Origin of the sequence: Bacillus sp. CDB3, assembly GCF_002081505.1 — a bacterium.
GTDB lineage: Bacteria > Bacillota > Bacilli > Bacillales > Bacillaceae_G > Bacillus_A > Bacillus_A cereus_AT.
Genome location: NZ_ALBR01000023.1, coordinates 1 through 12632 on the forward strand (window position 1 = coordinate 1; position 12632 = coordinate 12632).

A 12632-nucleotide genomic window follows, 5' to 3' on the forward strand; every position below is an offset into this window, starting at 1 on the left:
TACGTACTAGTAGTACTAGTATATATAACTAATATATATATATAGTACTAGTAACAACTAATAATACTAGTACGATCTNTCTNTNTNCTTTTTATTATTTCTTTTTCGGTCTACGTACTAACTCGCCGCCACAATTCGGACAAACGTTTTGCCTTTCCTCTGTACATGGTGCACAAAATGTACATTCATACACGCATATGTATGCTTCAGAATCGGGCTGAAGAGAATGCTCGCAAATTTGACAGTTTGTTTTCATTTCTAATGCCATCGTAATCCTCCTTGTTATTTGAAAGTTCTTAATTTAATTATAATTAATATTTTATTAAAAGTCTTTTTTAATTGAAAAGAAATAAAAGGATTATGTTGTTGTTGTTTGAAATGAAATATAACCGTTTATTTTAAATTTGATAATTTACTATAGTTGGATTATTATGGAATAGTCGAAAGGTAGCAGGGGGTATATATTTTGACTAATAATAACGATTATTTTCATGTAGAAGAGGATGTAAATTACATTAGTTTAAAAGCGGATTGTGAAAAATGTTTTGGATTATGTTGTGTGGCATTACCGTTCGCAGCATCGGTAGATTTTGCAGTGAATAAAGATGGTGGTAAACCATGTTCCAATTTACAATCAGATTTTAAATGTAGTATACATAAAAATCTTAGAGGAAATGGCTATAAAGGCTGTACAGTATTTGAATGTTTCGGCGCTGGGCAGAAGATCTCTCAAGTTACGTTTAAAGGAATCGATTGGCGGAAAGATGCTAAGCATGCGAGAAAAATGTATGATGCTTTTCCGGTTATGCATCAGCTTCATGAAATGCTTTGGTATTTGAATGAGGCGATTCTTTTAAAGGCAACACAGCCAATTCATAAAGAGTTGAAGACAGCAATTGAAGAGACAGAGCGACTTTCGAATTTAAATCCAGATGAGTTAATGAAAATAAATGTTCCAATGCATAGGGCAGAAGTGAACATTCTCCTTTTAGAAACGAGCGAATTAGTATGGAAGGAAATGAATGCTGCGCGTAAGAAACGAATCATTCATCGCGGAGCAGATCTTATGGGAGCAAATCTGAAAAAGAAAGATTTACAAGGTGCGAATTTAAGAGGAGCTTACTTAATTGCGGCTAACTTAAATGGTGCAGATTTAAGAGGAGCAGATCTCATCGGAGCGGATTTGCGAGATGCAGATATTCGTGGGGCCGATTTTACAAATAGTATTTTTCTGACGCAAGTTCAAGTTAATGCGGCGAGAGGGGACAAACATACGAAATTACCGAAATTATTGTCCCGTCCATCGCATTGGAGTGCGTAAAGAGTATGGAGTGAAATAGTTTGGATATGTTTCAGTATTTAGAGGAAATGCAGGAAGATATATTTTCGTTATCAGTATCTCAAATAGAATTGAAGTATTATGATATTTGTCGCACACTAGCGTCAAGTGAGGATGCGGAGCGCATTAAATTAATTCCATTAGACTTATACAAGGAAAGTATGAGAATAGGTTTGAAAGAAGCGTTAGAGATTGCTGAGAGTGAAGAAGCAAAGGCGATTTATTTTGAGTATGATCTTGATAATGAGTGGGATAGTCAGTTTTATATTTGTGACGATTATATGTTTCTTGAAGAAGAAGATGATGATTGGGCAAGTGATTGGATGGATGAAATAGAAGGACCATCTTTAGGAGAGTTAGCTGATATTTATGGTGAAAATGGCTTTGATTCAGATAAAAAGTCTGTAGGTATTACTTTATATTTAATTGTAAGAACAGTGTGTAGTTTTATAAGTGCATGTAGTGGAATACAAAGTAATATACCAATTTGCATTGGGTTTCACGACCAAGATCCAATTATGCGAACAGGCAGAGACTAGGTCTCTGCCTGTTTTTTATACTACGTTCTCTTTTCAAAAGTAGTAATTAGAACACTACATATAATAAGGATACCACCAATGAAAAAGTTACTGCTTAATGTCTCATTTAATAAAAGCCAGCCGAGTAGCGAACCAACGAGCGGTTGGAAGAAGAAAAATAAGGAACCGATGCTAGCATCCATTAATTCTAACCCTTTATTCCAAAGGAAAAATGCACCTGCGGTTGAGACGATTCCTAAATAGAGTACGCCTAATAATACGTACATGTTCATATGTTCAATAGGACTTGATTGGAATTCCCATATCATAAAAGGTGTAATGAAAAAGAGTGAAAAAAATATTGCGTACGTGGTAATAACTAAAGATGAAAATCGAGCTGAAGCGATTTTTACATAAATGGACAGTAAAGCCCACGTAATAGCGGCTCCAACTAAAATGATTGTACCGATAAAATAGGAGCCGATTTCAATATCCCATCCGATAACGATAATGACACCGATTGTCGCTATTATAGTTGATAAAAGTCTACGAGTAGTTAGTTTCTCTTTTAAAATGAGCGCTGCAAATATAACCATAAATGCAGGGGTAGCCGATGTCACTAAGGAGCCTGTATGAGCATCGGATAATTTCGTTCCGATAAATTGACATGTGATTGAAATGAAATACCCGATGAATCCAATCCAAGCGAATAATAGCCAATCTTTTTTGTAGATGGTTACTTTTTTCTTTTGCTTTTTTTCAGTTGTTTTCAAAATCATATATAAAACAACAAAAGCGATAATAAAGCGTAGCCAAACGAGTGTAAGTGGCGGGATAAAGTCGAGTACGTATTTACTAACGACGTACATACCGCCCCAAATACTTGCTGCTAGTGATAAACATATAGCTCCTAAAATTGTTTGTTTCATTTGAATGACCTCCGTCTATTTTTAGGGGTATGATTTATTCCCTAAGACGAGGCATGGCGCACTTGTTATATGAATGCCCGTCTTAGATTATAGACGGCCTACAGGTTGATCGTTTTCGAATGAAGTGTTGTAGTACATGAGCGTAGTCTCCTTTCTTTTTTTATAATGACATTATAACTTAATTTTCTGATTATTACAGAGTGTTATGGAAAATATTTCTATTAAGTTTCATGCCAGTGATTATCCGGATCCAATTCGTTTAGAGAAGGGAGATCTTGTTTCTGTTAGTGAAAAGTATAAGGGACCAAAAACTTGCGATAACTGGGTGCGTTGTTCGGAGGAGTAATATAATAGGAAAGGTTGGGTAACAGAGCAAATAATAAGCAAGTGTACAGATGAAAGTGGAGTTATTATAAAGCGATATACTGCAAAAGAATTACAATTGAGTAGTGGAGAAATACTAATTGGGTTAGCAGAACAGAATGGATGGATTTGGTTTGAAACGGTAGATGGTGAAGCAGGATGGGTACCGAAAGAAAATTTGCAGCAATAATAGGGCACATATTTTTGAATAGTATAAGATGAGACATGAAATTGTGTATAAATTGTGAATGACAAACCGTCACGTTTGACTGTACAGTTTATGTATTGTATGATTAGAGTAATATAAACAAGGGGGGAAGATCGTTGGGAAGGTGTATCGAATCGGACAGTTGGCTCTCATGGCTCACGTGTCGAAACGAACGATTGATTATTATACGAATCTAGGTATCTTAAAAGCGGAGCGATCTCAATCTAATTATCGCTATTACGACGAAACAGCATTTGAGACATTACAATTTATTGAGAAGTGCAAAGAAATGCATATGCCGCTTTGTGAGATTAAAGAGAAAATCGAGGAGAAGAAAAAGCTGCTCGGTATCAATGAACACGTTTCGAAACATGTGAATGAAGTGACAGACCATATTCATAGATTAGAAGCAGAACTAACGGAGTTAAAGCCTCTTTTAGATGAATTGACTGATTCACAACGTGAAAAAATATCGAAATCTTTATCAGGTCAAACGACAGCTTTAATACAGACACTTGCTCTATTATTATAGAATAAGTGAAATCCGACCTCTTTAATTTTTGTATCGGGCTATGTTTTCTAACGAACAAATAAGAAAACATTATAGTATACAGGAGGTGGACACCTTAGTTTTTTTAACTAAGGGGATTCATTGGAAATATTTAATTTATTCATGGTTGCGGTTTTAATCGCATTTACTGGATTTTTCGTAGCAGCAGAGTTTGCGATTGTAAAAATACGTTCAAGTCGCATTGATCAGCTTGTTGCGGAAGGGAAACGCGGCGCATTAGCAGCGAAAAAAGTAACAACAAATTTAGACGAATATTTATCTGCTTGTCAATTAGGTATTACAGTTACAGCGATGGGACTTGGTTGGTTAGGTGAACCGACGATAGAAAAATTATTACACCCATTATTTGAGAAATGGAATTTAAATCCTTCTATCTCATCAGTATTAACATTTGGTCTTGCATTTATGACGATGACGTACTTGCACGTTGTAGTCGGGGAATTAGCTCCGAAAACGATGGCAATTCAAAAAGCTGAAAAAGTGACATTGTTATTAGCAGGTCCGTTAATGATATTCTATAAAGCTATGTATCCATTTATTTGGGTATTGAATGGTTCTGCTCGTGTTGTAACTGGTTTATTCGGTTTGAAGCCAGCTTCTGAACATGAAGTAGCTCATACAGAAGAAGAGTTACGTCTTATTCTTTCAGAGAGCTATGAAAGTGGAGAAATTAATCAAGCTGAATACAAGTATGTAAATAATATCTTTGAATTTGATAATCGCATTGCGAAAGAAATCATGGTACCGCGTACGGAAATCGTTGGTTTCTATCTTGAAGATTCAGTAGAAGAACACATGAAAGTAATCCAAAATGAACGATACACACGTTATCCGATTTTTGGAGAAGATAAAGATGATATTATCGGTATGGTCAATGTAAAAGATTTCTTTATTCGATATATGAACAACGATAAAGAAGATTTATCATCGATTCGCACGTATATGCGTCCGATTATTGAAGTTATGGAAACTACTCCAATTCATGATTTATTACTGCAAATGCAGAAAAAGCGAATTCCAATGGCTGTTTTATATGATGAGTACGGAGGAACAGCTGGAATTGTAACGCTTGAAGATATATTGGAGGAAATCGTCGGCGAAATTCGTGATGAATATGATGAAGATGAAGCACCACCAATTCAACATGTGAACGAGTATCATAAAATTGTTGATGGAAAAGTGCTTATCTCAGAAGTAAAAGATTTGTTTGGATTACACATTGAAGAAGACGATGTGGATACAATCGGTGGATGGATTATGATGCAAAATCATGAAATTGAAGAAGGACAATACGTTGAAGCAGAAGGTTATGAATTTAAAGTGTTAGAAAAAGATGCTTATCAAATTAAACGTGTTGAAATTCAAAAAATGGAACAAGAACAAGAGAAAGCAGCAACTGTGTAAGTTGCTGCTTTTCTTCTGACACATAATAAAATGTGAAATTAGGAGCGGATATTTTGATTCAAGTAGCCTTACGTGTATATCGATTACAATTGTATACAATCTTTAGTGGTTTACTACTAATGTGGGCGATTACTCCATTTGGAAAACAAGTGACAGGGTTCGGTATTGGTTTAGCAGTTAGCGCATATTGCCTTTGGTTATTAGCTCGTAGAGTGGAGAAACTAGGAAGAAGTATTGTAATGAAAGAAAAGGCTCCTGGATTAGGAGTCTTAAACCGATTTGCAGCCGCGATATTAGGGGCTATCATTATGTATGAAATTGAGCATGAAATGGAAATGTGGGCATTTGGTACGGGTATTTTAGGTGGTCACTTTTTAATGATTGCGAATTTAGCCTATGCAAATATGCAGTTAGTAAAAGAAGAAGAGAAGCAAAGAGAACAAGCTTCGAAAAACATAGAGTTATAATGAGAGGAACCTAACCGGGTTCCTTTTTTTATTTGAGAATAAATTACGCAATAGTTAATATACTATGAGCAATTTAATAATGACAATCGAATTAACGACCAAATATAATACGCTTCTTTTTTAGGTTTTTCAATAGTGTGGAAAAAATTCCGAGAAAATTTAAAAACCCATCGATTTCTAAAGCTTAAGTATGTTATCATGACAAAAGAATTCGTGAAAGAGGTGGATACCAATGTTACAAGCGTTACTTATTTTTGTGCTTCAAATTATTTATGTTCCAATTTTAACAATCCGTACGATTTTGCTTGTAAAGAATCAAACAAGATCCGCTGCTGGTGTTGGATTGTTAGAAGGAGCTATTTACATTGTCAGTTTAGGTATTGTGTTTCAAGATTTATCAAATTGGATGAACATTATTGCCTATGTCATTGGCTTTAGTACGGGACTATTATTAGGCGGTTATATAGAGAATAAATTAGCAATTGGTTATATTACGTATCAAGTTAGTTTACTAGACCGTTGTAATGAATTAGTAGATGAATTACGTCACTCTGGATTTGGTGTTACAGTATTCGAAGGTGAAGGTATTAATTCTATACGTTATCGCTTAGATATCGTTGCTAAGCGCTCTAGAGAGAAAGAGCTTTTAGAAATTATTAATGAAATTGCACCAAAAGCATTTATGTCTTCTTATGAAATCCGTTCGTTTAAAGGTGGATACTTAACGAAAGCGATGAAGAAGAGAGCGTTAATGAAGAAGAAAGATGAACATGCATCGTAAAGAAAAGGGAGTAGTTCAGCTTTAAAAGCACGGCATAGTCTCCATATAAAAAAAGAGAGGAATCTATTTTAAAAAAGATTCCTCTCTTTTTATAACTACTCTTTTTCAACTGTATATCTAACTTGTTTAAAGGTTACCATGTCTCCATCTTGAGTATCATCTTTCGTTTGCCAAAGTTGAACTCTTGGTTTGTAATCTGTTCTATGAGCATCCTTGATACTCGTAATATCAAGTTTGTAGGGTTCATCATTTTTTATTTTTTGTTCAAATACTTTTGTATTGGCAACATAAATAAAGGTTACTTTATTTTCAGCGATGCCCTCAGTTTTAATTTCTAATTCATTATCTTTTGTTGTAATCGTTGGTGTTAATAATTCCATATTGCCGTTTCCAGTTTCTAAAGAATGTTCTGCTATAGTTGAACATCCGAATAACGTGATGAAATTGAAAAGAATAAAACTTAAACTAATTACCTTTTTCATAAGATCACCCCAACTTAATAAATACTTGAGTTAGTCGTCAACAGGGGATGATTTTTCATTTCCAACCTGTTAGCGCGAACTATAAATGACTAACTATGAATCTTCTATAATTATACCATAATATGTAAAAAAGGTGGATATTCATTTTAAATCATGGAGATACAGTAGGATTGTTTTTATAATATTGTGTGATCTAAATTTCAATCATTGTATAATAATCACTAGGGAGTGATTGAATGATAGTACAGATGAAAAGACAGGAGTTCGATGCTTTAGCTGATGAAGCCTTACTTAATGTTTGTTTTAAGCCGTTGATTCTGGAGTATAAAAAAAGAATGGCTAAACAACCAGAAAATAGTTCCATTTCAAAAGAACTTTTTTATAAAGAGCTAACCACTGGACAGAAAGCATTGTTTGTATTTCGTGTATATTATGACCATGCAATTGAATCAAAGTATGAGTTCTATTGGTGGAGTGCCTATTTTAGGGCCCAACCTAAAATTTGGTCAGCAATCAAAAATGGATTACAGTATTTTGGGGAAGAGCCTATGTATCTGCTCCTAGAAGAAACTGAATTAGTTCTTAAAAAATATAATTGTCCCAATACTTTAGAGAAGTTTGCTGTTACACGTGAGGAGCTTGACAGTACTAGGGAACTTTCTGAATCAATTAATCCGTTGTATATTAAGTTCAATGAAACAGCTCGTCTTACTATTAAGAGAATAAGTGATTTTATACGATACAACCATGAGAATTTCCTAGAAATCGAAGACCAAAATGATTAATATTTTTTATAGAAATTAATCGTGTGTAAAAAGGTAACCCACTCATTTTGACTAATTTTTTTCAAAATGAGTGGGTTTCTTTTATTGTAAAATCAACTTTTGTCGCTCACTTATAATCGCACACTCTTTCAAAGCTACAAGAGCGTGCGATACGATTGCGAAAGTGAAAAATTATCGAGTGAAGAGAAAGGGAGATCGGGTTATAATGTGTAATTTATATTAGGGAAAGAAAATTGGATGGGGGAATGCAGGGTATGGAAGGTACACAAATGTTAGCTTTAAATAAAAAGTGTTGGGATACAGTTGCACCGTATTTCTTTCAAGTTGATTGTTTACCTAAATACGGTCCGTATACAGCGTCTGAAGATGAGATTCATTTGTTTGATTCAATTAAAAATAAAAAGGTTCTTGATATTGGGTGTGGAAGTGGGCATTCGTTGCAATACATGGCAGAACATGGAGCAGAGGAATTATGGGGTCTTGATCTTTCAAGTACACAAATTAATACAGCGAATGAAACGTTAAAATCTTGGAATCCAAATTTAATTTGTGGAGCAATGGAAGAGGAAGGAAATATTCCTAATGAGTATTTTGATATTGTATATTCTATCTATGCATTAGGTTGGACTTCAAATTTAGAGAAAACATTAAAACTTATTTATTCATACTTAAAGCCAGGGGGGAGCTTTATTTTTAGTTGGGAGCATCCCGTATACTCAAACTTACAGTATGGTACAGAAGAAATTGCTTTAAAGTCTTCTTATCATGAAGAAACTTCAATTATGTTTGAAACATTTAAAGGAGAAGAAGTACAAGCGACATTATATAAGAGAAAAATGAGTACATACATAAATGAGCTAAATAGAGCGGGATTTACAATTGAGAGAATAGAAGAGCCTGAACCATCGAGCTCGTTTGATGAAGAACGAGCTGAGCCTTCTACTAAGTATTATTCTTTATATAAAGCTAGAATGGTGCCGACTACTTTTATTATTAAGGCGAGGAAATAATTTGCTAAAAAGAGGACAATTGCAAAAGCTACCTAGTCAATCCATCTTGTTTGATGGGTTGTTATTTTTTGTATTATAATAAAAGACGGATTAATAGTTAGATGGGAAGTGCGTATTTGATAGTATACACAGTTAAACCTCTTCACATATATAAGAAAATGAGAGAAGACGGTTTTTATAGCGGTAATGAAAAATATGTTTGGCCAGAATTTAAATCTTCGTATGCTTGGATGATGGAACAGATGGAGGAAAGGCTTCCTAATTATGATGGTTCAACTTATCCTGTATGGATTTGGCATAAAAGACCAGATCAGAACCGACCAGGGATGCTACCTAAAGGTCAAAAAGGTGTTATCTTGAAATTAGACATACCAGATGAGGATATTCTTTGGTCATGTTTTGACTCTTGGCATTATGTTTTAAATAAATGGTTATTAGCTCAAACAGAAGAAGAGTATAACCAATTAGAAGAAGGTTATTCTGAAGAAGAAATGATATCTTCATGGTCCAATATTTTTGATTTTGATTGGCTAAAAAGCTCAGAAGAAGATTGGATTGGATTTGACCCTGACGGGATTCAGGGCGTAACACCACGTATTGAAATGAAAAATGTGATTAAAGTAAATCGGTTTATTGCTAAGTAAAGGAGAGGGGTAGCGCTGCAGTGCCCCCTGTCAAGTAGACAGTATTTATAAAGCGCAACTAAGCACCCTGAGTTTTATATTTATATGGACTCAGATTATTTAATTATGTTTGAAATCTTTGGTGATTATAAAAATATATATATTTGCATACGGCAAGTTTAAATGTAGTAAGAATTTTATAAGAAATATAAAAAACACAAGGAATGTCTTTGTAGACACACCTTGTGTTTTTCTCTTTATCTTTTCGGCTGGAAAATATGTTGAAAGAAGTATTTGTGATGTAAATTATCTACAACCTTGTTTGCTTGATATGTGCGGTGCTGTTCGAGTCGGAGTCTTTGCTCCATCATTTTTATTGCGTGATCAGATAAACGTAACATTATACATGTCTCCTTTTCTATAAATATAGGTGTCTAATGGTATCGATTCCATATTTATAATTAAGGAGGTACACTGTGTAACATAGGCAAAAAGCACCTTCCTCTCCCATTACGCTTACGAGGTTAGCTGTCGGACTCGGGAAGTGAGAGTTTCCCTACTTAAATAAGATTCGCCCCAAGTAGCATGGCTACAAAAATGGTTCCCCCGCTCCAAAATTTGGACTCAGCAAAAGGTTTTATAAAGTAAAGGATAACATAAATAAATTAATGAGTCAAACTATTCGTTGTTTTCTGATTTTTTAAGGGAGGTTAAAACCACACCATCGGGTAATATGATATCCTTTACTTCAATAAATCCGTATTTTTTATATAAAGATAGAGCAGGGGTATTTTCTTTCCCTGTTTGTACAATATATGTTTTGGAAGGGGAGAACATGTCAAATACATATAGTAGTAGTTTTGTTGCAATTCCTTTATGAAAATGATCAGGGGATACTACTAAACGATGAATATCAACTTCCTCTTCATCCATTTTAAATGAAATAAACCCGGCAAGTGTATCTTCATAAAAATAGCCGTAAAAAATTTCATCACATGATTGAATATCGGCTACAGTATCATAAAGACGAGGGATAGCGGTACTATTTATATATTTCGCCTCGATTTCATAAGCGGGTATTTGAATGTTTAAAATAGAAGCAGCGGTGTTGTGGGAAGTTGTTATTAATTTTTGAATCATAGGGTAAAACCTCCTTGTAGGCTTTATTTTCATAGATTTGACAAGATTTTTCTTTATTGGATATAATAATTATAATAGTTACATAATAATTTAGTATCAAAAAGAAATACACTATAATAGAAATGGAGGACTAAAAATGGGATGGATTATCACATTAATAGTTGGTGCTATTATAGGTGCAATTGCTAGTTCTATAACGGGTAAAAATTTTCCGGCTGGTATGTTCGGAAATATTATTGCAGGTTTATTAGGTGCTTTGTTAGGCAGCAGATTATTTGGATCTTTTGGACCATCATTTGGTGGGATTCATGTCGTGCCAGCATTATTAGGTGCAATTGTGTTAATTCTTATTGTATCATTTGTAGTAAAAGCTACAAGGAAATAAAGGCTATTACTAATTATTTCATAAAGCCCTTTTTAGGGCTTTTCCTAATTAGAGAGGTGGTACACTTGGAAAAAGTAAATATAAGAAAAAGAGATAAGTTGAAAAAGTTTTTTAAAGAACAAAATTATTTAGCTGTACTACTTGGGTTCGCGTTGCTGTTTGTAAATATATTATTACTTACAAAAATATCATTCGTCTTTACACCGTTCGTCGTATTTTTAAAAACAATCTTTTTCCCAGTATTATTAGCGGGAGTACTATTTTATATATTGCATCCATTTGTTTCTCTTTTAGAGAGAAAAGGTGTTTCGAGAATTGTGTCTATTGCCTCGATATATATACTTGTTCTTGGATTATTTGTTTTTCTTGCGGTGACGGTTATTCCGATTATTAAAGATCAAGTAAATGCTTTAATAGATAACTTGCCATATTTCGGGCATGAAATTGAAAGGGCAGCACGTAAATTTGGAGAAAGTAATGTAATTGGTAGAATGCAGGAAAGTTTAAATATTGATGTTGCGAATATCGTAAAAGATTCCACAATGAACTTTACAAAATCATTATCGTCAGTAACAGGAAATGTAACTGGATTTTTAAGTACGCTTACTGAAGTTGTTTTAACATTTGTAATGGTTCCGTTTATATTGTTCTATCTTTTAAAAGATGGTGAGCAATTACCGAATCATTTTTTAAGGTTTATATCTGAGCAAAGACAACCAGCTGCGAAGAGAATACTAGATGATATGCATTATGCGATTAGTTCGTATATTAGAGGACAAATTATCGTTAGTTTATTTATCGGGATTATGCTATTCATTGGTTATCTTATTATCGGCATTAAATACGCGGTATTACTTGCTATTCTGGCGATGATTGTAAACGTTGTTCCGTATGTAGGACCAATTATCGCAATAACGCCAGCGTTAATTATCGCTTTTATTGATTCTCCAGCAATGATTTTAAAGGTAATTATCGTAATGATGGTTGTACAATTAGCAGAGGGGAAATTTATTTCACCACAAGTAATGGGGAAAAAGTTAGATATTCACCCGATTACTATTATATTTATCATTTTAACTGCGGGAAATTTATTTGGAATTATGGGGGTTATTTTAGCAATTCCAGGATATGCGATATTAAAAGTGTTAGTTACGCATAGTTATAGATTTGTTAAGTTGAATACGTAAAGAAGAGCTAAAACAGATAAAACTGTTTTAGCTCTTTTTTATTAATAATTGATTTGCATATTGGCGTGCCTATTAATCAGCTTCTAATATAGCGTATAGAGAAGGTTTTTTTACTTTATGATGGGCATCAATTGTTTTTTTATATCGAAAAATGTAATTTCATTTGCTGCATTTAATAAGAAGTATGTTTAGGTGTTTGGTATATAGATATTAAAATGTATTTTCAAAGTTTGATAGCAATGTAGTGGTATCCCTATTAAAAATCAAGGTTATAGATAACTGGTATATCCATTCTAGGGAAACCGCCCATACCTGTTCCAGGGAAACCGCCCATACCCTGTTCCAGGGAAACCACCCCATACCCTGTTCCAGGGAAACCGCCCATACCCTGTTCCAGGGAAACCACCCTATACCCTGTTACCACGGAAACCGCCCTAATA

The 12632-nt window shown here is 34.1% G+C and carries 16 protein-coding genes, 3 pseudogenes and 1 riboswitch; of the genes and pseudogenes, 13 read left to right on the forward strand and 6 right to left on the reverse strand.

Annotation, left to right across the window (positions count from 1 at the left end; all coding sequences use genetic code 11):
- Positions 1–94: 94 nt before the first annotated feature.
- On the reverse strand, positions 95–268 hold the full coding sequence (locus CDB3_RS07850; protein ID WP_128854016.1) for a DUF1272 domain-containing protein: 174 nt from the start codon (positions 266–268) through the stop codon (positions 95–97).
- A gap of 198 nt (positions 269–466) precedes the next feature.
- On the opposite strand from CDB3_RS07850, the gene CDB3_RS07855 reads away from it, so the two are divergent.
- Both CDB3_RS07855 and CDB3_RS07860 read left to right on the forward strand, forming a co-directional pair.
- On the forward strand, positions 467–1321 hold the full coding sequence (locus CDB3_RS07855; protein WP_128854017.1) for a pentapeptide repeat-containing protein: 855 nt from the start codon (positions 467–469) through the stop codon (positions 1319–1321).
- 20 nt (positions 1322–1341) lie between these two features.
- Positions 1342–1878, forward strand: a complete 537-nt coding sequence (locus tag CDB3_RS07860) for a hypothetical protein (protein ID WP_128854018.1) — start codon at positions 1342–1344, stop codon at positions 1876–1878.
- A gap of 20 nt (positions 1879–1898) precedes the next feature.
- On the opposite strand, the gene CDB3_RS07865 is transcribed toward CDB3_RS07860, so the two are convergent.
- Positions 1899–2786, reverse strand: coding sequence for a DMT family transporter (locus CDB3_RS07865; RefSeq protein WP_128854019.1), 888 nt, complete (start codon positions 2784–2786; stop codon positions 1899–1901).
- Positions 2787–2991: 205 nt separating this feature from the next.
- Between CDB3_RS07865 and CDB3_RS07870 the strand changes: the two are divergent.
- The 5 genes and pseudogenes from CDB3_RS07870 (at position 2992) to CDB3_RS07890 (ending at position 6580) form a co-directional block, all read left to right on the forward strand.
- Positions 2992–3339, forward strand: a pseudogene (locus CDB3_RS07870) (SH3 domain-containing protein).
- A 142-nt stretch (positions 3340–3481) separates the two neighbouring features.
- Positions 3482–3889 (forward strand): MerR family transcriptional regulator, encoded by a 408-nt coding sequence (locus CDB3_RS07875; RefSeq protein ID WP_071747471.1) that lies wholly within the window; start codon positions 3482–3484, stop codon positions 3887–3889.
- 120 nt (positions 3890–4009) lie between these two features.
- Complete coding sequence (locus tag CDB3_RS07880) at positions 4010–5332, forward strand: hemolysin family protein (RefSeq protein WP_097833217.1); 1323 nt, start codon at positions 4010–4012, stop codon at positions 5330–5332.
- Positions 5333–5385: 53 nt separating this feature from the next.
- A complete protein-coding gene (locus CDB3_RS07885) occupies positions 5386–5799 on the forward strand; it encodes an ATP synthase subunit I (protein ID WP_000616833.1) in 414 nt (137 codons plus the stop codon).
- 232 nt (positions 5800–6031) lie between these two features.
- Positions 6032–6580: a DUF2179 domain-containing protein gene (locus CDB3_RS07890; protein ID WP_088122707.1), complete on the forward strand. Its 549-nt coding sequence runs from the start codon at positions 6032–6034 to the stop codon at positions 6578–6580.
- 95 nt (positions 6581–6675) lie between these two features.
- Here the strand turns inward: CDB3_RS07890 and CDB3_RS07895 are convergent, their stop codons facing one another.
- Entirely contained in the window at positions 6676–7062 is a 387-nt protein-coding gene (locus CDB3_RS07895) for a hypothetical protein (protein WP_128854020.1), read from the reverse strand.
- Positions 7063–7298: 236 nt separating this feature from the next.
- Here CDB3_RS07895 and CDB3_RS07900 point away from each other — a divergent pair, with 236 nt between their 5' ends.
- The 4 genes and pseudogenes from CDB3_RS07900 (at position 7299) to CDB3_RS07910 (ending at position 9501) form a co-directional block, all read left to right on the forward strand.
- The gene (locus CDB3_RS07900) at positions 7299–7847 is read left to right on the forward strand and encodes a hypothetical protein (RefSeq protein WP_128854021.1); all 549 of its coding nucleotides are present in this window, start codon (positions 7299–7301) and stop codon (positions 7845–7847) included.
- A gap of 139 nt (positions 7848–7986) precedes the next feature.
- Positions 7987–8060 (forward strand): annotated as a pseudogene (locus tag CDB3_RS33065) (CGNR zinc finger domain-containing protein); the annotation flags it as partial.
- Between the two features lie 41 nt (positions 8061–8101).
- The gene (locus tag CDB3_RS07905) at positions 8102–8857 is read left to right on the forward strand and encodes a class I SAM-dependent methyltransferase (protein ID WP_128854022.1); all 756 of its coding nucleotides are present in this window, start codon (positions 8102–8104) and stop codon (positions 8855–8857) included.
- 116 nt (positions 8858–8973) lie between these two features.
- A complete protein-coding gene (locus tag CDB3_RS07910) occupies positions 8974–9501 on the forward strand; it encodes a DUF3841 domain-containing protein (RefSeq protein ID WP_128854023.1) in 528 nt (175 codons plus the stop codon).
- Positions 9502–9737: 236 nt separating this feature from the next.
- On the opposite strand, the gene CDB3_RS31595 is transcribed toward CDB3_RS07910, so the two are convergent.
- Positions 9738–9881, reverse strand: a complete 144-nt coding sequence (locus CDB3_RS31595) for a hypothetical protein (protein ID WP_000945246.1) — start codon at positions 9879–9881, stop codon at positions 9738–9740.
- A gap of 96 nt (positions 9882–9977) precedes the next feature.
- Positions 9978–10120, reverse strand: a riboswitch (cyclic di-AMP (ydaO/yuaA leader).
- A gap of 38 nt (positions 10121–10158) precedes the next feature.
- Positions 10159–10620, reverse strand: coding sequence for a GNAT family N-acetyltransferase (locus tag CDB3_RS07915; RefSeq protein ID WP_128854024.1), 462 nt, complete (start codon positions 10618–10620; stop codon positions 10159–10161).
- 136 nt (positions 10621–10756) lie between these two features.
- Here CDB3_RS07915 and CDB3_RS07920 point away from each other — a divergent pair, with 136 nt between their 5' ends.
- Positions 10757–11005, forward strand: coding sequence for a GlsB/YeaQ/YmgE family stress response membrane protein (locus CDB3_RS07920; RefSeq protein WP_128854025.1), 249 nt, complete (start codon positions 10757–10759; stop codon positions 11003–11005).
- Positions 11006–11070: 65 nt separating this feature from the next.
- Entirely contained in the window at positions 11071–12192 is a 1122-nt protein-coding gene (locus tag CDB3_RS07925) for an AI-2E family transporter (RefSeq protein WP_128854026.1), read from the forward strand.
- Between the two features lie 256 nt (positions 12193–12448).
- On the opposite strand, the pseudogene CDB3_RS32030 reads toward CDB3_RS07925, so the two are convergent.
- A pseudogene (locus tag CDB3_RS32030) lies at positions 12449–12632 on the reverse strand (hypothetical protein); the annotation flags it as partial.

Excerpts from the sequence above, each read along its gene's own strand:
- CDB3_RS07850 (WP_128854016.1), bottom strand. The coding sequence starts at position 268 with ATGGCATTAGAAATGAAAACAAACTGTCAAATTTGCGAGCATTCTCTT.
- CDB3_RS07915 (WP_128854024.1), bottom strand. The coding sequence starts at position 10,620 with ATGATTCAAAAATTAATAACAACTTCCCACAACACCGCTGCTTCTATT.
- CDB3_RS07890 (WP_088122707.1), top strand. The coding sequence starts at position 6,032 with ATGTTACAAGCGTTACTTATTTTTGTGCTTCAAATTATTTATGTTCCA.
- CDB3_RS07905 (WP_128854022.1), top strand. The coding sequence starts at position 8,102 with ATGGAAGGTACACAAATGTTAGCTTTAAATAAAAAGTGTTGGGATACA.
- CDB3_RS07920 (WP_128854025.1), top strand. The coding sequence starts at position 10,757 with ATGGGATGGATTATCACATTAATAGTTGGTGCTATTATAGGTGCAATT.
- CDB3_RS07900 (WP_128854021.1), top strand. The coding sequence starts at position 7,299 with ATGATAGTACAGATGAAAAGACAGGAGTTCGATGCTTTAGCTGATGAA.
- CDB3_RS31595 (WP_000945246.1), bottom strand. The coding sequence starts at position 9,881 with ATGTTACGTTTATCTGATCACGCAATAAAAATGATGGAGCAAAGACTC.
- CDB3_RS07865 (WP_128854019.1), bottom strand. The coding sequence starts at position 2,786 with ATGAAACAAACAATTTTAGGAGCTATATGTTTATCACTAGCAGCAAGT.
- CDB3_RS07895 (WP_128854020.1), bottom strand. The coding sequence starts at position 7,062 with ATGAAAAAGGTAATTAGTTTAAGTTTTATTCTTTTCAATTTCATCACG.